The following is a 19964-nucleotide window of genomic DNA, read 5'->3' on the forward strand; positions in this document are numbered from 1 at the left end:
AGGCTCATAACCTGAAGGTCGTAGGTTCAAATCCTACCCCCGCATCCATCCATATACTCCCCCTCAAATATAAATCAGGTCGTCAGGCTCGAGCCAGAAATAAGGCTGCGTGGCATCACTCCACATACTCTCCAACCTATGCTATCCTCCCCGCGTAGACCGATGGTGTTGAGAATGCCGTGGTTTCCCTACCGATTTGTCTATGGTAGACTCGGTCACGAACTGCCCGGATGTCAACGTTGGCCGTGGTTTCCCTACCGATTTGTCTATGGTAGCCTCCCATCAATCGCAACCACTTGGATGAAGTTGCCGTGGTTTCCCTACCGATTTGTCTATGGTAGCCTAAAAGAAGCTCAGGGTCCAACGATAAAACAGCCGTGGTTTCCCTACCGATTTGTCTATGGTAGCCTACCAATGGCTTGCTTGGGGCAACAATCTGGGCCGTGGTTTCCCTACCGATTTGTCTATGGTAGCCTGACGGCTGCGGCTGTCCGTCCACCAGCTGGGCCGTGGTTTCCCTACCGATTTGTCTATGGTAGCCTACATTCTCCCACCGGATATGAACGGAACGTGCCGTGGTTTCCCTACCGATTTGTCTATGGTAGCCTCTGGCACGGCAGTTCAAGGACAACTCCCCGGCCGTGGTTTCCCTACCGATTTGTCTATGGTAGCCTCCCCTAGTGTGGAAGCACTGTGTCCATACCGCCGTGGTTTCCCTACCGATTTGTCTATGGTAGCCTGGTCTTTGTTTTTCTGGACAATGGAGAGATGCCGTGGTTTCCCTACCGATTTGTCTATGGTAGCCTACCGTAGAAATGCATTCAGTTCACCCCCGAGCCGTGGTTTCCCTACCGATTTGTCTATGGTAGCCTAACGCATGGGGGCAGCCCGTCTGGACTGGGGCCGTGGTTTCCCTACCGATTTGTCTATGGTAGCCTTCAACAAGTTTTCAATGTACGCAGTGCATTGCCGTGGTTTCCCTACCGATTTGTCTATGGTAGCCTCTATTGACGCATGGGAAGGTTACTGCCCAGGCCGTGGTTTCCCTACCGATTTGTCTATGGTAGCCTAGCTTGAGCGTAACGGACTGATACTGCATGATTTTTCGCTGTTTTGCGGCCGAAAATCATAGCAGTATCATCTGTTTTGCGCCTGCTTGTTCGGCTTTTTTTGCAAGACCAAGCATTATTTCCATCCGTCCGTATTGTTTGTCCGTGACCTGAAGTGCCCGGACACTGCCTTCTCTGGGCAGGACTGAGCGCACACGACGCACATGTTTGTCCAGACTGTCCTGACCACGTCCGACACGGACATAGACAGAATATTGTAGCATGATGAAACCATCGTCCCGTAAAAAATTGCGGAAACGGGTGGCCTGTCGACGTTGGCTTTTTGTCCGGACAGGGAGATCGAAAAAAATCATCAGCCACAAGAATCGGGCCTCCTCCGCTTTCATGGGGTTGTTCCTCCCGTCGGGAGGACGGGCAACTGGAGCAGGGCCGCACTGCTATGCTCAAGAGCCTGTACCAGACTGGTGGCAATCTTTTCTGTGGCTGTCAGAATGCTTACAGTCTCCTGACCTATCAGAGCAGACTGTGACAGAACACCAGTCATGAAATGGCGATCTTCGAGGGTAATGTCGCCTTCGTCAGGCTCCAGCTGATGACGTGCCACCATCTGGTCCACATAGGGGCGGAAAGGTTCGATAAGGTCATCCGCAAGATTGAAAGCATTCATGCGGGACGCATGATGGAGCCCCAGTGACGGTATCAGGCCTACCGCCACGCAGGCACGGGCGATGGCGGCACGGAGGACGGCATAGCCGTAATTCAGTAATCCATTGCGTCTGTCAGCCCTGTCAGCCCGGGTAAAATCTGGAAAAAGATGGGACCAGTAGAAACGTGCTGCCTGTGCTTCAATATTGTCCCGGTCGCCCGATGTGACCCGTCCCGTCATGTTTTGCAGCTGTCGGGCTTTTGGACATTCACGTGCTGCCAGAACGGCCGCCTGATTGTTTATCTTGCTGATGACGATCTGCTGCCAGAGACGTTTCTGAAGTGGCTGCGAGGCGGAAATCTGGGATTGTATGATGTCCGCCTGAGCATAATGCTGGTGAAAGGGAAGAAGAAGCCCTGCCGGGTGATGTTTGTCATCCGGCACGGTCAGGATGAGGCCGTTGGTGGCAAAAGCGGAGAGCAGGGCTCCAGAGAAGGTGGCCTGTGGCGTATCCAGTATGCAGCAGGCCACATCCTCCAGTGGCAGGGCGATGGTATCGTCGCCCTGCGTGATGACGATCTGTCGGTCCTTCAGGCTCAGTCGGGCCGGACGGGAGATGTGCACACAACGCCATGCCATGTTCGTGTCTCCTTCCTGACAGGTGACAGCTCTCCAAAACGGTTGATGGCCAGTTTCTGGACGTTATCCAGTGTCTTTATGCCGATACCTCTCTGGGGTGGCTTTTTGTTGGCAGGATCGGCCAGGGCAATGGCAGCCGTGGAACGGTCACAGCCGGCAAAGTATCCCTCGATGATGGTATCCTTTTTTGTAAGACGCACATAGCTGCGGGGATAGAGACTGAACTGGAACTGGGCTTCAGGCCCCATGACAGGCCAGTGTTCTTCTGCCTTGCCGGAGGCCATGGCCCTGTCGGGTGGAGTCGGCCAGCGGGAACGGTTCATCACCTGATGACGATAGATGGGCACCAGATACCATCTCACTTTGCCTTTTTTCCCAGTGACCCTGAAGACGTCGACCCGTGTCATCTCGCCTCTGTCCGCCATGCCGCCCCGAACGGGAACAGCCGGTTTTTTCCTTGTGGCAAGACGGACCTTGTGGATCAGATGGCCTTCATCTGCTGTGGCGCATGGCGTTCTTGGCGGGGTGTCCGCTGGTTTGCCTGCCTCTATCCAGGTACGGAGAGAGGTGATGAGACCGGCATTCCGGTCTGGGTCCTTGATGTTGGACAGGTCAGACAGGGTCAGTTTTTCAACGGGTTTGCGTTCATAGATGACAGGTCCGGTGTCTTCATCCCGCACCTGCCGTATGGTGGCGGCGTGGCCTTCCCCACGGGCACGTTGCCGTTCGGGACGGGCCACCAGAATGGACCCGTATTTTTCCTCCAGCTGTTCCCGGAAACCGGCCCAGGGTGGGGCAATGTCCCGCATGGGGCGGGGAAGGCCCTGCTGTTCATTTTCCTGGAAGGATTTCGTGAGTTTCTGGATTTCTGCTTCACTGATGGCGGCAACGATGGCGGCATCCAATGCATGATGGCGGTCGTCACGGAGACGCTTTCCATCGACTTTCTTGAGGGATTCAACCCCCCAGGCATGGCGCAGGGCGGCTGTCAGGGCACCGGGACGGGTGAAGACCCGCCGTTTCCCTCCTTTTTCGGCCCGTTGGCCACGGGGGTAAAGCAGGCGTGCCGCCTCGGCCATGAGGCGTGCCGCATGGCGGGTGTCGTTGAGATTGCGGGTGCGGAAACGCTCTTCTGTTTCCTTGCTGCTTTTCAGAAGGAAATTGCGTTTTTTTAGCCCCTTCAGTTGCCTGTTGGTTTCCACGGTAGCCACAAACCTGTCCCAGGCCTCCTGCCCCCGTGTGCCATGAATCCATTCATGAGGTGTCAGCCCCTTCTTGGCCTGGTTTTCTTTCGCAAAGCAGAGGCCCTTGTTGTTGTAGCTGTCATCGCCAAAACGTGACCAGGGGAGGATATGATCGACCTGGAGGCGGTTGTCCCGTGCCATGAGCAGGTCCGGTGGAATGGATTTCCCTGAGTAGCAGCAGTGCCCTTCCTGCTCCTTCCAGAGGCGGTATCGGAGCAGAAGGTCTGAAGGAACATCATCGATTTTCAGAAGGTCACGGATTTCCTGACGTTCCCTCTCACGCTGTCTGGTCGTGGCTTCGAGATTCTTCTCAATTTCCCGTCTTTTTTCGAGGCTGTTGCCGACATCACGGGCCAGCTCGATGCAGATCGCTCCGGGCAGGCCCCAGCGGTTGCGCATGGCCCAGAGCTGTTTCATGCCCTCGCTCAGGGCCTTTCTGGCAACCGGATTGGCAATGCTGTCACGAACGTCGTCCATGAGGGTCTGGAACCTGGCTCTGGTATCCACAGTCTCCCGGCTGCTGAGTTTTGAAGCGGCATGATCGTACCCGACCCTTTCGCAGGCCTTGTCATATGTCAGCCCCTGCTGGAGAAAAGGGATGAGAGCCCGTGCGGCCTTGTCCGAGAGAGAGGAGGCACCCCTGAATTTTGCAAAGGGGTTCCTGTCACTCAGCAGGGCCTGACTGAGCAGGGCATGGGCTTCAGCGGGCAGGCCGATCTGGCCCAGTTTCTCAATGATGGTGTCGGCCAGCTCATGAAAACTTATGATCCATGCGGCCCGGTCGAGCAGTTCAGGCTGTGGCAGAAGCTGCCGCCACAGCGTTTCCCCCAGAATCTTGCGGAATGTGGCCGTACCGGCCAGAGCTTCGCCTGTCCTGCTGGTGATGTCCTGTTTTTCCTGGTCTGGCGAGATGGTGACGAAACGCTGGTCATCACGCAGGCCGATGAGTTTCCGTACGGCGTCTCCCGTCAGCCTGCGTGTTGTCCCGGCAGTCTCGCAGGCAAGGCGCAGCTCTTCTGAAGTCAGGGGCCGCTCTGTCGGACCGTCCGTGACACGCAGGTTCACGAGCCGGCAAAGAAGGCGGAACCGTTCGAATGAGGGGGAAAAACGGGATGACCGTTTTTCATCAGGTTCAAAAGGGCAGGCAGCCACGAGCGTGCCGCTGTCCTGCATGGGACGCTGCCGGAAGGCTATGCGGGTGAAGGCCTCTTCAAGGTCGGCACTGGCGACGGAATTGCCCAGGGCATGTTGCCTGCTGAAGAGGAGCTTTGTTTCATGTTCCAGATCATCCCGGCTCATCGTACGGTCAAAGAGGCCAGCCCGGTTGCGTCGCCGCTGAACATAGGCAGGATCACGGGCAAACATCTCACCGACCGTCCGGTATCGGGCTGACCGCTCCCTGGTTGTTGCCAGGGCTGCCAGCATCTTGCTGTCGTCAGATGGAGCATTGCCGTCGACACGTTTGGCTGCTGACCTGAAGCCCCGTCGTTTGGCGATATGGGCCAGTGCCACGGCAAATTCCTGAGGCGTCAGCGGGTGGTCTAGCCCTTTTGCTCTCATCTCCCAGGGGTCAATGGCAGGCTGGCGCAGGGCGTCCGGATGTGACGTGCCGATCAGCCCATGTTCGGCGAAAAGGCGGCGGATCTCGGCCATCCTGTTGCGACGGCGGCGAAGAATGCGGCGCAGGAGACGGTTGGTGCGCCTGATCTGGTTGGTGGGTGTCCTCTCCTTGTCCGTTTCGGGAACATCGAAACACCAGCTGCCAAGAGCCTTGACGGCACCGTCTGTTCCTGATCGTTCCAGCACGGCCCATCCGCATGATCCAATACCGAGATCAATGCCAAAAAGGAGTGCTTCTGAAATTTGATGGCTCATGAAATGTTTCCTCCCGTTCAGATTGACAGAATTCAGCATGTTCCGTAGGAAGGGAACAGACAAATCGGTTGGGAAACCACGGTAACATGGTTTTCCATGTGAAGGATTACCTCTTCCTGCGTTTTCGTGGGGAGAGGGATTCCCTTTCCTGAAGGTTTCAGGGTCTGTCTTCCGTTGAAAATTGAGGTCTGGTCAGGGAGTGGCCCGGTAGATAATGAGGCCCCGTCTCTGCCTGACATAGTCATCCAGTGGACTGTCCACGACGTAACGATGTTCCGGCAGGGAGGAGGCGTTGCGGAAGTACAGACCGTGATTCTGCCATATGGCCAGCCCTATGTGGAATACATCCAGTCCCGGAAGAGGGCTGTAAATGCCGATCACGTCACCATTCCTGATGCGCCCGTGAATCCCGCCTGCTTTCAGGTCATTCAGGAATGGCTGTGTTGGCAGGTAGGTGATGAGACGCTTCCTCAGGGGAAGGTCGGGCAGGTAACGGTCGGTTCCCGTGGGAGGCGTCCGGGCTTCGTGGGCCGTGGCCTGCGGGCGTTCGGGTGAGGCAGGCCCGTTCTGGTCACTGGAAGGCAGCTTCAGGTTCAGCGTCTTCTCCACATGTCTGGCATAGGGAAAATCCGGACTCAGATCATGGCAGAGAACGGGTGTTCCGTGCAGCCAGTCGCTCAGGAAATGGCGTCTTTCCCTAAAGGTGACGTGGTGATGGCTGTAGCGTGTGGCGATCAGGGCGTGGATGAACTGTTCCACGTCCTGGCTCAGGCTGGCGGCCAGAACGATCTCCACGAAGGTCATGCAGTTGACGCCCCGCCATGAGAGGACGAGTTCTTCCGGCACCGTGGCGGAGCCGATGAGGGGCTGGGCCAGATAGGGCGTGCCCTTCATGGCCTGTGAGATCAGGACGATGCGTTCCTGCCGGGACCTGTGGGGAGCGATCGAGACAAGATGACTGATCTGCTGGCGGGTCGAGGCTGACAGGGTGGCGAGAGCTGGTGCATCGGATGGAAGAGCGGCAGCAGTCCGTCGTCCGTTCCGTACGGGATGATGCCCGGTGCTGCCCGCCAGAGAAGGATCACAGAAAATCAGGCCTCCCGCACCAAGGCTGGTGAGGAAGGCCCGTCTCTTCAGCATGGGTACACAACGGCCTCTGTCAGACAAGGTAGCGTGCGCTCTGCTCTGCCATCATGAAGTGGATGCCGATGTCATTGCCATCCTGAAGTTCCCGGTAGATATGCTGGACCGGATGGCCGCCTTCATGGAAGGTTTCCTTCACATGGCTGACCAGCACTCTCAGGCCACGGATGTGGTGACGACCGCCACAGACATGGCCGAGATCACGCAGGCTCGCCAGAAGGTCCTTGGGGCGGAGCTGGCCGCACAGGGCCTCCTCCGGTTGTCCGTCAGGATAGGTGACCCCCATGATGATGGCGTGCAGCTTCTTCTCCCGGACCAGAGGGGCGACGGCCTTCCAGAGTTCATGGAGATTCTGTGGGCCGTCCGGCCTGTCAGCCTGGGTGTCTCCCAGATAGAGGATGGCCTGGCCATGATGCTGGATCAGGAAGGCGGTGGATGTCGTGCTGGCATGGGTGAGCGGCCAGGCGGTCACGTCCAGCCTGCTGTTCCCGATGGTCTGGCTCTGGCCCGGCTTCATGTCCCGGTAGGTGTACCTGCCTGTCCGGGGCTCCGGTCCTTTGTCGCCCATGACGCCCCAGACACGGCCATTGAAAAGATGCTCGGCCAGAATAGCGTTGGTCTGCGGCAGGGCATGGATGGGTTTCGGCGTGTCCTCCGGGGAGGACAGGACCAGCCCTGCCACATGGTCGAGATGGGCATGGCTGATCAGATAGGCCCTGACAGTCTGCTTGAGGACATGTCCGGCCCGGCCCAGAGCGGAATCCGGCATGATGGGGATGTCGTCCAGGATACCCCGGGCCTCGGCCCGCTTCAGTCCATGCCCCAGCGTACCAGCATCACAGATGACAGCCTCGTTCGTGCCCAGGGGGCGCACCAGATAGGAGGACAGGTTGCCGTCGGCCACGCCACTCCGTACCCCAAGGGCCACGATCTCGAAGACGGGATGGCTGTCGGCAAAGGTGACGGGCGTCCCGGCCGATCCTGCCCGTGTCTTTCTCAGCCGGTCACGGAGCGTTTTCAGGTGATCTAGGGGCATGGTCTTGTCCTCCCTGACAGCAAGACGGGTGATGGGAGCATCCGGCTGCGAATGTGGTTGAGCCGTTACGGGTTCATCCAGTAATGATGAAGCCTGTCGAGGATACTCCCGCCTCGCCCACGGGGAAAGGGGGAAGAGGAGAAGGAGATGCCATGCGGTTCATTCATGCGGCCCTGAGACGGGCCGGGATTCTTGCGGTGCTTGTGAGCGGTGTTGCCTGCGTGCAGGCCCGTGCGGAGGCGACCATGCCGGCACAGTGCGACAATGCCCGGTTCGTGCAGGATCAGGCGGCCTATGCCCGGCAGTTTGCGCACACGAACGTGCCTTATGGCCAGCATCTCGACCTGCCGGAGCATGTCTGCGGCACCGTCGTGCGGACATACCGGGCACGCCGCAGCCGGAGCGGGATGCACGGCTATTTCCTGATGGCCGTCGAAGGGGGGAAGCCCATCAGGGTCGTCTCCAACCTTGATGAGATGAAGGCCCCGTCCTGGCCGTGGGTGAAGGCCGGGGACCAGGTTGAGGTGCAGGGGCGGTATTATTTCGACGGTCCCGGCCGGGAAGGGCTGGACTGGACCCACCACGGCACGAGCCGCAGGTGGCCGTGGGCGGGCTATGTCAGCGTGAACGGCCAGCATTACGAGTGAAGATCGGCAGCCCGCTCCTGCCGGGCCGTGTCAGGCCGGAGCGAGCGTTCTTACGGGGCGGCGGCCCTTCCTGTCCGTGGGGGCCTGTGCCGTGGAGGAGATGGCGAAGGTCAGCTGGCCGTCCCGTGCCCCGATCCTGACCGTTCCGCCTTCCGTCAGCCTGCCGAAAAGAATTTCTTCCGCCAGCGGTTTCTTGATGTGGTTCTGTATCAGGCGGCCCAGCGGGCGGGCACCATGGGTGCGGTCATAGCCATGCTCGGCCAGCCAGGCCCTGGCGGCTGCCGTGAGATGCAGGGAGACATTCTTGGCGGCCAGCATGGCGGTCAGCTGCTGGATGAACTTGTCCACCACGTGAGTGACGACGGCAGGCGTGAGCGGGGCGAAGGGGATGATGGCATCCAGCCTGTTGCGGAATTCCGGCGAGAAGAGCCTTTTTATGGCTTCCTCATCGTCCCCTGACCGTGCCGTGCGGGCAAAGCCGATGACCTCCTTGGAGAGGTCGGCAGCACCGGCATTGCTGGTCATGATGAGGATGACGTTGCGGAAATCCACTGTCTTGCCGGTGTTGTCCGTCAGCTTGCCGTGATCCATCACCTGAAGCAGGATGTTGAAGAGATCGAGATGGGCCTTCTCGATCTCGTCCAGCAGCAGGACGGCATGGGGGGTCTGGTCTATGGCACTGGTCAGCAGGCCGCCCTGCTCGAAGCCGACATAGCCGGGCGGCGTGCCGATCAGCCGGGATATGGAATGGGCTTCCATATATTCGGACATGTCGAAGCGTATGAGCTTTATGTCCAGCGACCGGGCAAGCTGGCGGGCGGCTTCCGTCTTGCCGACGCCCGTCGGGCCGGAGAAGAGATAGCTGCCGATGGTTTTCTCGGCATCACGAAGTCCGGCCCGGGAGAGCATGACGGCGGAGGACAGGGCATCCAGAGCCGCATCCTGCCCGAAGACGGCCCTGCGGAGGTCCGAGGGCAGGTGACGGATGGCCGCACGGTCATCGGTGGATAGGTGGCGGGGCGGGATGTGGGCGATGCGGGACACCGTGGCCTCGATGTCCTTCACGCCCACCGTACGTCGGCGGCGGCTGCTGGGGAGCAGGCGGCAGGCCGCTCCGGCCTCGTCAATCACGTCGATGGCCTTGTCCGGCAGCTTGCGGTCGTGGATGTAGCGGGCGGAGAGTTCCACGGCACTGCGGATGGCCGGGTCGGTGAAGCGGATGTCGTGATGTTCCTCGTACCGTTCCTTCAGGCCCCGCAGGATGCGGATGGTGTCAGCCTGTGATGGCTCCTCGACGTCGATCTTCTGGAACCGCCGTGTCAGGGCGTGGTCCTTCTCGAAATGCTTCCGGTATTCCTGATAGGTGGTGGAGCCGATGCAGTGCAGCTTGCCCGTGGCCAGGGCAGGCTTGAGCAGGTTGGACGCATCCATGGAGCCGTTGGTGGTGGCCCCCGCCCCGATGAGCATGTGGATTTCGTCAATGAAGAGCAGGCTGCCGGGATTCTGCTCCAGCTCATTCATGATGGACTTGAGCCGTTCTTCGAAGTCTCCACGGTAACGGGTACCGGCCAGAAGGGCCCCGAGGTCCAGACTGTAGAGGCGGGCACCGGCGAGGATGTCGGGGACCTGTCCCTGCACGATTCTCTGGGCAAGCCCCTCGGCGATGGCCGTCTTGCCGACACCGGGGTCTCCGACCAGCAGGGGATTGTTCTTGGTGCGGCGGCAGAGGATCTGGATGACCCGTTCCACTTCCTTTTCCCGGCCGATGAGCGGGTCGATCCGGTTGAGATGGGCACGCTCGCTGAGGTTCGTGCAGTAGGTCTGGAGGGCGTCCCTGCTGTCGGCCTCGGCAGTGTCCGGGCTGTCCGCATGTTCCTTGCGGCTGTTCTTCGTTTTCCTGCCGCCGCGGTGCTCACGCTGCGGTCCGGCCGCCACGTCATCATGCTGCATGGCATGGATGGCATTGAGCCGCGTCAGGCCCCGCTGCTGGAGGAAGAAGACGGCATGGCTCTCCTTCTCGGCGAACATGGAGACCAGAACATGGGCACCGGTCATGATGGACTGGCCCGCACTCTGGATGTGAACGGCCGCCCGCTGTATGACCCGCTGGAAGGCTGCCGTCGGCTGGGGGGCGTCCTCCAGTTCGGGGCGGATGATGGCCTTCTGCTCGTGGGAAAGGAAGTGGTCGACATCCTGCCGCAGCTGTTCCAGATCAGTCTGGCATGCCGTGAAAATGGTCATGGCGTCACGGTCGTCACACAGGGCGAACAGGAGGTGCTCCAGTGTGATGAATTCGTGATGATTCTGACCGGCAAGGATAAGCGCACGCTGGAGCGTCTGTTCAAGTGTGGAGGACAACATAGGGCGCTCCTTGTGACATGAAGGAATGTCAGAATGATGAAATGGCGGTAGAGAAATCTGTCAGACCATTAGGTGGCGACGGGTTCAGGCTTTCTCAAGGGTACATTGCAGGGGATGCTGGTTCTTCTGGGCGAGGTCCATCACCTGTCCCACCTTGGTTTCGGCAATTTCATAGGTGAAGATTCCACAGACCCCGCTGCCTCTGTTGTGCACCTCCAGCATGATGGCCCGTGCCTGCTCGGGAGACTTGTCAAAAAACTGCTCCAGCACGAAGACGACGAAGTCCATCGGGGTGTAGTCGTCATTCAGGAGGATGACCCTGTACATGGAGGGATAGACAAGGTCCGTTTTCTGGGTGGTGAGGATGTCTTCCTGTGCGGCAAGGGTGGGATGGTCAACGGTCGTCCCCGCCACGGTGGAAGCCGTGGGGTGCCCATGTGTCATTGCATATGACCTGCGCTGCATGGGAACTCTCCTGATTTATGGTAAATATATCCTCTATTCTATCAGGAAAATGCAGGAATCATATGGTGTTGGGAGGGGGCGGAGCGGCCCGCCGGAGGAGGGGGCGGGGGTGGCCGTGGCGTTCTTCTGCTGTTTGTGACGTTTTTTTAAGGCGGTGTCCGTAACGGATTTGTGATGAAGTGGATTTCTTTATTTAACCGTTCTCAGGTACATGTCGGGTCATGGATGAAAAATCTGGACATGGCAAGGAGTGGAACATTAAAGTCATCCCGGTTTTAGTCCTGTGAGTCTTTCGTCAATTTAAGGATAATGCCTTCTGATGCGTCCGTCTTTCAGTCGTGCCCTGTTTTCCTGTGTGGTCGTTCTGTCCACGTTTGCTGGTACGGCACGGGCGCAGTTCGCAGGTCACATTTCCTCACTGGTCATCAATGCCCGTACCGGGGCCGTACTTTCCGAGTCTGATGCGGACCTCCAGCGTTATCCGGCCTCGCTGACGAAGATGATGACGCTGTACATGACCTTCCAGGCCCTGGGGCGTGGCAGCATCACTCTCCAGGATGAGATGCCCGTGTCCATCCATGCCTCCACGCAGGCTCCCTCCAAGCTGGGGCTGCGCCCCGGCACGCACCTTTCCGTGGAGCAGGCGATTCTGGCCCTGGTCACGAAATCCGCCAATGATGCGGCCTGCGTACTCGGCGAGTATCTGGGGGGCGGAGATGAGACCCGTTTCGCCGCCCTGATGACCTATCAGGCCCGGCGGCTCGGCATGGGACATACGACCTTCCGCAATGCGTCCGGCCTGCCGGACCCGGACCAGGTCACCACCGCCCGGGATCTGTCCGTCCTGGCCCGTGCGCTGCTGCGGGATTTCCCGGAATATTACCATTATTTCGGTGTGCGGGGTTTCCCCTTCCGTCGGGGCGTGATTCCCAATCATGACCCGCTACTGGGCGTGTATCAGGGGGCCGACGGTTTCAAGACGGGCTATACCGACCTTGCCGGGCACAATCTTGTCAGTTCGGCAGAGCAGGGGCAGGTCCGGCTGATCGGCGTCGTGCTGGGCGCACCCAGCAACGAGAGCCGCAACCAGACCATGATCGCCCTGCTGGATGACGGCTTCTCCGCTTCCGGTCAGGCTCCGCTGCCCCTGATGAAACGGCCTGTCACCTACGCCGTGGCCAGACGTGGCGCAGGGCATCACTACCACATGCGCCGGGGTGTCGTGCTGGTGACGTACCGCTCGCATGGTGTGCCTCGTGGGCTGCATCATTCATGGGCGTCCCGTCGGGGGCATCACCGCTCCTGAGGCGGCTTTTCCGTTACAGGGGGGCAGGCCGTTCCGCCGGTCCATGATGTTCTGACAGTGCGGCCATTTCCCGCAGGCTCTTGCGCTGCGGCGAGGCAGGGCGCATCCTGCGGGCAGTTCCGGCATATGGTCGAGCCGACAGCAACATCAGGATAACACAAGGGTTACGTTACTTCATGTCTTCTCAGGACGGGCGCAGCATCCAGCATTACACGACGGACGATTTCAGGCATCTCAAGGCAGCCGGGCAGCTGGCCGCCGCCACGCTGGACATGATCACCGAACATGTACGTCCCGGCATCACGACAGGTGAGCTGGACAGGATCATTCATGACTACACGCTGGAGCATGGGGCGACGCCCGCTCCGCTCAACTATCACGGTTTCCCGAAATCCTGCTGCATTTCCCTCAATCATGTCGTCTGTCACGGGATTCCCGGTGACAGACGCCTTCAGGAGGGGGACATCCTCAACATTGACGTCACTTCCATTCTGAATGGCTGGTACGGTGACACGTCCCGCATGTATGTCGTGGGCAAGCCGCCCCGCAAGGCCGAGAAGCTCATCGACCTGACCTATCAGGCTCTCATGCTGGGGATCGAGCAGGTGCGGCCCGGGGCCACGCTGGGCGATATCGGTCATGCCATCCAGAGCTTTGCGGAGAAGAACCGCCTTGGCGTAGTGCGGGACTTCTGCGGGCATGGCATCGGCCGTAGCTTCCATGAGGCACCGAGCGTCCTGCATTATGGTCGGCCCGGCCAGGGTACGATACTGAAGGCGGGCATGGTCTTCACCATCGAGCCGATGCTCAACCTTGGCCGCCCGGACGTGAAGGTTTTGGCCGATGACTGGACGGCCGTGACACGGGACCGTTCCCTGTCCGCCCAGTTCGAGCATCAGCTGGGCGTGACGGAGGATGGATATGAAATCTTCACCCTGTCGCCCCGTGGTTACACGAAACCGCCTTACGCCCTCTGAAAACCGGTCCGTGGACAAGGAAGCCCGTCATGATGGCATTGCGTAAACTGGCCGCCCGGCTGGCTCTGGGGAGCATGGTGCTGGGAAGCGTGGCCCTGTCTCAGGCCGAGACGCTGAGTGCGGCGCACGATCCGCTGGCCTATGGGCCGGACACCACCCGCCCCGGCACGCTGGTGAAGGGGGAGACGGGCATGGTCGTCTCCGCCCAGCATCTGGCCTCCGAGGCGGGGGCGCAGATTCTGCGTGAGGGTGGCAATGCCGCCGACGCCGCCGTGGCCGTCGGCTATGCGCTGGCCGTGGTCTATCCGGCGGCAGGCAATCTGGGCGGTGGCGGCTTCATGACCCTGCGCCCCCCGCATGGTCCTGCGGTATTCATCGACTTCCGGGAACATGCGCCCCTGCGTTCCCAGCCTGCCATGTATCTGGATGAGGAAGGCCGGGTGAAGCCGGGTCTTTCCACGGTGGGCTGGAAGGCCGTGGCCGTGCCGGGGACGGTCGCCGGGCTGGAGGCCGTGCGGAAACGCTGGGGACGGCTGAGCCGGGCGAAGGACATGGCCCCGGCCATCGCCCTGGCTCGGGACGGTTTCGTTCTGGAGGAAGGCGACGTGGAGCTTCTGCACACGTCGACCGACTATTTCCGGCAGGATGAGTATGCCCGTGGCATTTTCCTGCGGCCTGACGGAACGGAGCTGGCCGTGGGGGACAGGCTGGTCCAGCCCGGCTTGGCCCGGTCGCTGGAGCTGGTCGCCCGGAAGGGGGAGGATGCCTTCTATCGTGGCCCCATAGCCTCGGAAATTCTCCGGGCCTCCCGTCTGGGTGGCGGGTTCCTGACAGAGGCGGATTTTCGTGCCTATAAGCCACGCTTCATGAAGCCGATCACCTGCCAGTATCGGGGTTACCAGATCGAGACGGCACCTCCGCCAAGCGGTGGTGGCGTGGCCCTGTGTGAGGTGCTGAACATCCTGTCCGGGTATGACATGGGCCGCCTTGGCCTGCACAGTGCGCCTGCCGTCCAGCTGGAGCTGGAGGCCATGCGTCATGCCTATTCCGACAGGCGGGACCTTGGTGATCCGGCCTTTGTCGTCAATCCGGTTTCCTATTTCCTGAACCCCACTTATGCCGGGCAGATACGGGCCGCCCTGCCCAGGGACAGGGCCGTGCCATCCGATGCGCTACAGGTCGGGCGTCCGGCCCCCGGCAGGGTCACGTCGACACCCGGCCCGGCCGTGGAGAAGCACGAGACGACCCATTTTTCCACGATCGATTCCCATGGCATGGCGGTGTCCACCACCTATACGCTCAATGGCTGGTTTGGAGCAGGCGTCATGGGTGGGCGCACCGGCATCTGGATGAATGATGAGATGGACGATTTCTCCATCAAGCCGGGAGAGCCGAACATGTTCGGCATTGTCGGTTCGGTGGCCAATGCCATTGCACCGGGCAAGACGCCCCTGTCATCCATGTCCCCGACGATCGTGAGCCGGAACGGGCATGTCGTGATGGTCACGGGCAGCCCTGGTGGCTCCCGCATTCCCACCATCGTGCTGTCCAGCCTGCTGGGCGTGGTGGATTATGGACTGGACCTGGCACAGGCGGTCGATCTGCCCCGTCTGCATGAGCAGTGGAAGCCCGACGATGTGGAGATGGAGACGGGTGCTTTGAGTCCGGACGTGCAGAGGACGCTGGAGCAGGAAGGATACCATTTCATCCCCCATCGTCCGTGGGGTATCACGGAGGCGATTCTGGTCGGGGGACCTAGGCTGGATGGTCAGGACCCGGCCCGGAAGGGGATCGGCCCGTTCTATGGCGTGGCGGACCCCCGGCATCCCGGTGGTGCGGCCGTCGCTCCCTGAAAGGGCATGGGGTGTGGTGGAAAGTAAGGGCTTGCCTGCCCCCCCTGTTCCTGTGCTAGAAGCCCGCTTGGGAGATCGGCCCCGGGCGGCTGACCTGCGAACCCGGTCAGGCCCGGAAGGGAGCAGCCGTAGTGGGCTCGTGTCGGGTCGGGTGTCCGGTCTCCTCCGATTGCCGTGCAGGCCCGTGTGCCTCCGGGGCGTCCTTTCCAGACGATGAAAGCTGTGGGAGGCACGTTGCAGCCGTGAGTGAAGAAGACATTCCCCTCCCGCCCGAAGGTGGAGCCGGTTTTTTCTCCGATGCTGCCCCAGCGGATGCCGTTCCTTCGGAACAGAAGGCACCCTACCGTGTTCTGGCCCGCAAATACCGTCCCCAGACATTTGATGACCTGATCGGTCAGGAGAGCCTCGTCCGCATTCTGCGCCGGGCCTTTGCCGTGGGCCGTGTGGCCCATGCCTTCATGCTGACAGGGGTGCGGGGCGTGGGCAAGACCACCACGGCCCGGATCATCGCCCGTGCCCTGAACTGCACCGGCGTGGATGGCACGGGTGGCCCGACGGCTGATCCCTGCGGTGTCTGCCCCAACTGCAAGGCCATTCTGGCAGACCGCCACCCGGATGTCCTGGAGATGGATGCCGCCTCCCGCACGGGTGTGGATGATGTGCGGGAGATCATCGAGGCATCCCGGTTCCGCCCCATGCAGGCCCGCATGAAGGTCTTCGTGATTGACGAAGTGCACATGCTGTCCCGCAATGCCTTCAATGCGCTGCTGAAGACGTTGGAGGAACCCCCGGCACAGGTCACCTTCATCTTTGCCACGACCGAACTGCGGAAGGTGCCTGTCACGGTGCTGTCCCGCTGCCAGCGTTTCGACCTCCAGCGTGTGCCGCAGGCCACGCTGGCCGAGCATTTTGCCCGCATCGCCCGCAAGGAGGGCACGGAGCTGGAAGAGGGTGCCCTGGCCCTGATTGCCAGAGCCGCTGACGGATCCGTGCGTGATGGTCTGTCCCTGCTGGATCAGGCCATCGCACAGGGAGCGTCCGATACGGCCAGCGTGGCGGACATGCTGGGGCTGGCGGACCGTGGCATGGTGTTCGACCTGCTGGAGGCCGCCCTGCACGGGCAGGTGGCGTCCGTGCTGGAGATTGCCGGGCGGGCTTATGCCCGTGGGGCTGATCTGGGCGTCCTGCTGACGGACCTGATGGATGTGCTGCACCTTCTCTCCCGTATCAAGGCACTGCCGGAACTGCGTGACGGCCCAGAACTGCCGGAGATGGAAAAGGTCCGTGGCGGGGCGATCGTGGATCATGTGGGGGTCACGGTTCTGGGGCGGGCCTGGCAGCTGCTCCTGAAGGGGCTGGCCGAGGTGGAAGCCGCTCCGGACCGGCGGCAGGCGGCCGAGATGGTGCTGATCCGTCTCTGTCATGCCAGTCTCCTGCCCACACCGGACAGGCTGATCCGGCAGATGCAGGAGGCATCGTCTTCCGGTGCCATCCAGACCGAGGGACAGTCCGGTCCGCAGGGAAAGGCCGCTTCATCCGCCGCACATGGCGGAGGGGCGGCTCCGGCAGGGGGTGTGTCCTCATCCGTGTCCCGGTCCTCCCTTCCCCGGGGGCAGGAGGCGGGCGGGCCTTCGGCCTTCGTGCAGGGGGCCGGGACGATGGCCGGAGGGAGTGATGTGGTCCGTCAGGGCAGTACCGTCCTGAAGCCGCAGCTGGACGGGCCTGCCCCGGAGCCGGTTCCTGCGAGGCAGCCCCTGCGTCTGGCCACGGAGAATGGCACGGCCGTGTCAGCCCGTGATGAAGGGCAGAGGGCGGATGATTACGGTGCAGGCGAGACCATTCCGCCCATGCCCCGCAGCTGGCGGGAGCTGGTCGCTCTGGTGGGGCAGCAGAAGGAAGCCCGTCTTCACGGAACGCTGCGGCATCTGGGGCATGTCGTGGAGTTCGAGCCGCCCCGTCTCGTGCTCCGTCTGGCTGAAAATGACCGGGAGCAGAAGCGGCAGGCCTTCCGTGCCCTGACGGCCCTGCTGGACAGGCTCTATCCCGGCCGCTGGCAGGTGATCGCCTCCGAGGAACAGGGTGAGCCGACACTGGACGAGCAGGGGGCGGAGATCATCGCCCTGCATCAGGACAGGGCCAGGCAGCATCCGCTTGTCCAGGCCATCATGCAGCGGTTCCCGCACGCCCAGATCGGCGAGGTGCGGGATCACACTCTGGATGATTACGGCCTGCCGCCGGAGACGGTGGTTCCTCTGGGAGAGGACGTGCCGCCTGATTTTGAATTTGCCCCGCCGGATGCCGACTATCCTGACGAGGACGACTTTTACTGAGCCGCAGGGACGGTCATGGTCCCGGCCCGGTTTCGCAACCAAGGAGTGACGTGATGAAGAATCTTGCTGGCATGATGAAGCAGGCCACACAGATGCAGGCCCGCATGAAGGAGGTTCAGGCCAGGCTGGAGAGTGCGGAAGTTGATGGCGAGGCCGGCAACGGGCTGGTGCGGCTGACCCTGACGGGCAAGGGTGTGCTCAGGTCCATCACGATTGATCCCAAGCTGGCCGACCCGGAAGACATGGAAACCATGCAGGACCTGATCGTGGCCGCATTCGCCGACGCCCGCAGCAAAACGGAGGCCATGAGCCGGGAAGAGATGAAGAAGGTCACTGGCGGTCTTCAGCTGCCGCCGGGCATGGACCTGCCTTTCTGAAAGCCGGAGCGAGGATGAGGGTCTGACGTGCGCATAAGCCCCGAAATCGAAACCCTGATGTCCCGTCTGGCCCGCCTGCCCGGTCTTGGCCCCCGTTCGGCCCGTCGGGCGGCCCTGGCTCTCCTCCAGGCTCCAGAAACACGTCTCCAGCCCCTGATCGCCGCCATGCAGGCGGCGGCACGGTCTGTCCATACCTGCCCGCAATGCGGGAATCTGGACAGCTGCACGCCCTGCTCGCTCTGTGCGGACCCGCAGCGTGATCCGTCGGTCATCTGTGTGGTGGAAACCGTGGGTGACCTCTGGGCACTGGAGCGGGCCGGAATGCACAGGGGGCGGTATCAGGTGCTGGGTGGCGTGCTGTCGGCCCTGTCCGGTCAGGGGCCGGAAGACCTCAATCTGACGGGTCTCATGGAGCGTGTGCGGTCAGGCGAGGTGGAGGAGGTCATCCTTGCCCTCGGGGCCACGGTGGATGGTGCGACCACGGCCCACTGGCTTCAGGAAAAACTGGCCCCTCATCAGGTGGCGGTGAGCCGTCTGGGGCATGGTGTCCCGATGGGGGGTGCGCTTGATGTGCTGGATGAGGGGACGCTGGCGGCCGCCATGTCGTCCCGGAAGGTTCTGTGAGCATGTTCGGCCTGTCTCCCCATATGCCCCGTGTTGCGCTGGTGACGGGGGGCGCACGCCGCCTTGGCCGGGCGATGGTGGAGATGCTGGCCCGGGAAGGCTTCGCCGTGGCCATCCATTGTCGCCGCAGCCGTGAGGAAGCCGATGCCCTGCTGAAGCGGATTGGTGGTCATGGCTGTGTCGTGCAGGCCGATCTGGCGGAGGAGGCCGCCCTGCTGCCCCTGCTGGCGGAGGTGGAGGCAGGACTTGGGCCGGTCGGTGTTCTCGTCAACAATGCATCCGTTTTTGAACGGGATGAACTGGGCGGCGTGACCCGCGAAAGCTGGGATGCGCACATGGAGCCGAACCTGCGTGCCCCGTTCGTCCTGTCCCAGGCCGTGGCCGCCTCCCTGCCGGATGGGGCTGAGGGACTGATCCTCAACATGCTGGACCAGCGTGTCTGGAATCTGACGCCCCATTTCGTCAGCTATACCGTGGCCCGTTCTGCCCTGTGGAGTCTGACCCGCAGCATGGCCCTGGGGCTGGCCCCCCGCATCCGGGTGAATGCCATCGGGCCGGGGCCTGTCCTGCCTGCCGCAGGTCAGTCTCTGGAACATTTCGAGACGATGTGCCGCCGTACGCCGCTTCAGCGGGGAGCGGACCCGGATGAGATTGCCGCCATCGCCCGCATGTTCCTGATGCTGCCATCCGTCACGGGGCAGATGCTGGCCCCTGACGGCGGGCAGCATCTGAACTGGTCGCCTGCGGCGTCCTGACCTCAAGGGCCGCCTCTTCATAGCGTTCGATGAGGGTGGCAAAGCCGCTGCCATCCGTCCGGCGATGGAGGATGGCCCGGTTTTCCAGCACGGTTCCTGGGGGCAGCCCCGTGAGGCGGCTTTCAAGACGCTGGCGGGAGAAGGTGGCCTCACCGACGGCCCTGCCGAAGGGCACATGGCTTCCTGCCAGTTTCCGGCGGGCGTCTGGGGTCAGGCGGTCAGGCAGATACAGGTTCCACGCTTCGGACCATACCGCCCGCCCGCAGAGAAGCTGGACGTGCCGGACGACCAGCCGGGCCGCAGGGGAAGCCTGCATGGCCTGTCTTGCTTCCCGCTGGAGGGCCGGGGCTGCCTTTCCGTCCAACAGGTGGGCCGTGATGGGAAGGGGACAGTGCTGTTGCAGGGTGGCCGTGGCACTGTCACGCTGCGACAGGTCCTGCGCCAGGGCCGCCGGTGTGGCGGGACGGGGCGTCACGGTGCGGGGAAGACTGCCATCATGGGCCGGTGCCGTCCGGGGCAGGCAGAGACAGACCATACAGAAAAGCCGCATCCATGCAGGAATGCGGCTCTGACGCAGAGGGACGGACCACCGGAGGCGGCCGTTCCCATGAGAAGG

Annotated in this window: 16 protein-coding genes, 1 other RNA gene and 1 CRISPR repeat array; of the genes, 9 read left to right on the forward strand and 8 right to left on the reverse strand. The window is 61.7% G+C overall.

Annotated features, from left to right (window positions below; translation table 11 throughout):
* Nucleotides 1–176: 176 nt before the first annotated feature.
* Nucleotides 177–1070: direct repeats of the CRISPR family, unit length 36 nt; unit sequence GCCGTGGTTTCCCTACCGATTTGTCTATGGTAGCCT.
* A gap of 56 nt (nt 1071–1126) precedes the next feature.
* From cas2 to CPA56_RS04925, 5 genes are all read right to left on the reverse strand, one after another.
* Complete coding sequence (cas2, locus tag CPA56_RS04905; protein WP_182040931.1) at nt 1127–1456, reverse strand: CRISPR-associated endonuclease Cas2; 330 nt, start codon at nt 1454–1456, stop codon at nt 1127–1129.
* On the reverse strand, nt 1453–2355 hold the full coding sequence (gene cas1 / locus CPA56_RS04910) for a type II CRISPR-associated endonuclease Cas1 (protein WP_182040932.1): 903 nt from the start codon (nt 2353–2355) through the stop codon (nt 1453–1455). The genes cas2 and cas1 overlap by 4 nt, the downstream gene beginning before the upstream one ends.
* Nucleotides 2313–5474 (reverse strand): type II CRISPR RNA-guided endonuclease Cas9, encoded by a 3162-nt coding sequence (gene cas9, locus CPA56_RS04915; RefSeq protein WP_182040933.1) that lies wholly within the window; start codon nt 5472–5474, stop codon nt 2313–2315. The genes cas1 and cas9 overlap by 43 nt, the downstream gene beginning before the upstream one ends.
* 192 nt (nt 5475–5666) lie before the next feature.
* The gene (locus CPA56_RS04920) at nt 5667–6614 is read right to left on the reverse strand and encodes an N-acetylmuramoyl-L-alanine amidase-like domain-containing protein (protein ID WP_182040934.1); all 948 of its coding nucleotides are present in this window, start codon (nt 6612–6614) and stop codon (nt 5667–5669) included.
* 19 nt (nt 6615–6633) lie between these two features.
* Nucleotides 6634–7653 (reverse strand): MBL fold metallo-hydrolase, encoded by a 1020-nt coding sequence (locus CPA56_RS04925; protein WP_182040935.1) that lies wholly within the window; start codon nt 7651–7653, stop codon nt 6634–6636.
* 152 nt (nt 7654–7805) lie between these two features.
* On the opposite strand from CPA56_RS04925, the gene CPA56_RS04930 reads away from it, so the two are divergent.
* Entirely contained in the window at nt 7806–8300 is a 495-nt protein-coding gene (locus CPA56_RS04930; protein ID WP_182040936.1) for a DUF3465 domain-containing protein, read from the forward strand.
* Between the two features lie 30 nt (nt 8301–8330).
* On the opposite strand, the gene clpA is transcribed toward CPA56_RS04930, so the two are convergent.
* Nucleotides 8331–10661 carry an ATP-dependent Clp protease ATP-binding subunit ClpA gene (gene clpA, locus CPA56_RS04935; RefSeq protein WP_182040937.1) on the reverse strand — a complete coding sequence of 777 codons (2331 nt, stop codon included), beginning with the start codon at nt 10659–10661 and terminating at the stop codon, nt 8331–8333.
* A gap of 84 nt (nt 10662–10745) precedes the next feature.
* Nucleotides 10746–11126, reverse strand: a complete 381-nt coding sequence (clpS, locus tag CPA56_RS04940) for an ATP-dependent Clp protease adapter ClpS (RefSeq protein ID WP_229707428.1) — start codon at nt 11124–11126, stop codon at nt 10746–10748.
* Nucleotides 11127–11445: 319 nt separating this feature from the next.
* Here clpS and CPA56_RS04945 point away from each other — a divergent pair, with 319 nt between their 5' ends.
* The 8 genes from CPA56_RS04945 (at nt 11446) to CPA56_RS04980 (ending at nt 19348) form a co-directional block, all read left to right on the forward strand.
* On the forward strand, nt 11446–12432 hold the full coding sequence (locus CPA56_RS04945) for a D-alanyl-D-alanine carboxypeptidase family protein (protein WP_182040938.1): 987 nt from the start codon (nt 11446–11448) through the stop codon (nt 12430–12432).
* A 176-nt stretch (nt 12433–12608) separates the two neighbouring features.
* The gene (map, locus tag CPA56_RS04950; protein ID WP_182040939.1) at nt 12609–13409 is read left to right on the forward strand and encodes a type I methionyl aminopeptidase; all 801 of its coding nucleotides are present in this window, start codon (nt 12609–12611) and stop codon (nt 13407–13409) included.
* 74 nt (nt 13410–13483) lie between these two features.
* Nucleotides 13484–15262, forward strand: a complete 1779-nt coding sequence (gene ggt, locus CPA56_RS04955) for a gamma-glutamyltransferase (RefSeq protein WP_229707460.1) — start codon at nt 13484–13486, stop codon at nt 15260–15262.
* A 70-nt stretch (nt 15263–15332) separates the two neighbouring features.
* An RNA gene (ffs, locus tag CPA56_RS04960) (signal recognition particle sRNA small type) lies at nt 15333–15429 on the forward strand.
* Nucleotides 15430–15504: 75 nt separating this feature from the next.
* Nucleotides 15505–17592, forward strand: a complete 2088-nt coding sequence (locus CPA56_RS04965) for a DNA polymerase III subunit gamma/tau (protein WP_182040941.1) — start codon at nt 15505–15507, stop codon at nt 17590–17592.
* A 53-nt stretch (nt 17593–17645) separates the two neighbouring features.
* Complete coding sequence (locus CPA56_RS04970) at nt 17646–17969, forward strand: YbaB/EbfC family nucleoid-associated protein (protein WP_182040942.1); 324 nt, start codon at nt 17646–17648, stop codon at nt 17967–17969.
* 57 nt (nt 17970–18026) lie between these two features.
* The gene (recR, locus tag CPA56_RS04975; RefSeq protein ID WP_195805116.1) at nt 18027–18593 is read left to right on the forward strand and encodes a recombination mediator RecR; all 567 of its coding nucleotides are present in this window, start codon (nt 18027–18029) and stop codon (nt 18591–18593) included.
* 2 nt (nt 18594–18595) lie between these two features.
* The gene (locus CPA56_RS04980) at nt 18596–19348 is read left to right on the forward strand and encodes an SDR family oxidoreductase (protein ID WP_182040944.1); all 753 of its coding nucleotides are present in this window, start codon (nt 18596–18598) and stop codon (nt 19346–19348) included.
* On the opposite strand, the gene CPA56_RS04985 is transcribed toward CPA56_RS04980, so the two are convergent.
* Nucleotides 19284–19898 carry a hypothetical protein gene (locus CPA56_RS04985; protein WP_182040945.1) on the reverse strand — a complete coding sequence of 205 codons (615 nt, stop codon included), beginning with the start codon at nt 19896–19898 and terminating at the stop codon, nt 19284–19286. The two genes, CPA56_RS04980 and CPA56_RS04985, sit on opposite strands and share 65 nt — an antisense overlap.
* Nucleotides 19899–19964 lie beyond the last annotated feature (66 nt).

Origin of the sequence: Bombella mellum (genome assembly GCF_014048465.1) — a bacterium.
Classification (GTDB): Bacteria; Pseudomonadota; Alphaproteobacteria; order Acetobacterales; family Acetobacteraceae; genus Bombella; species Bombella mellum.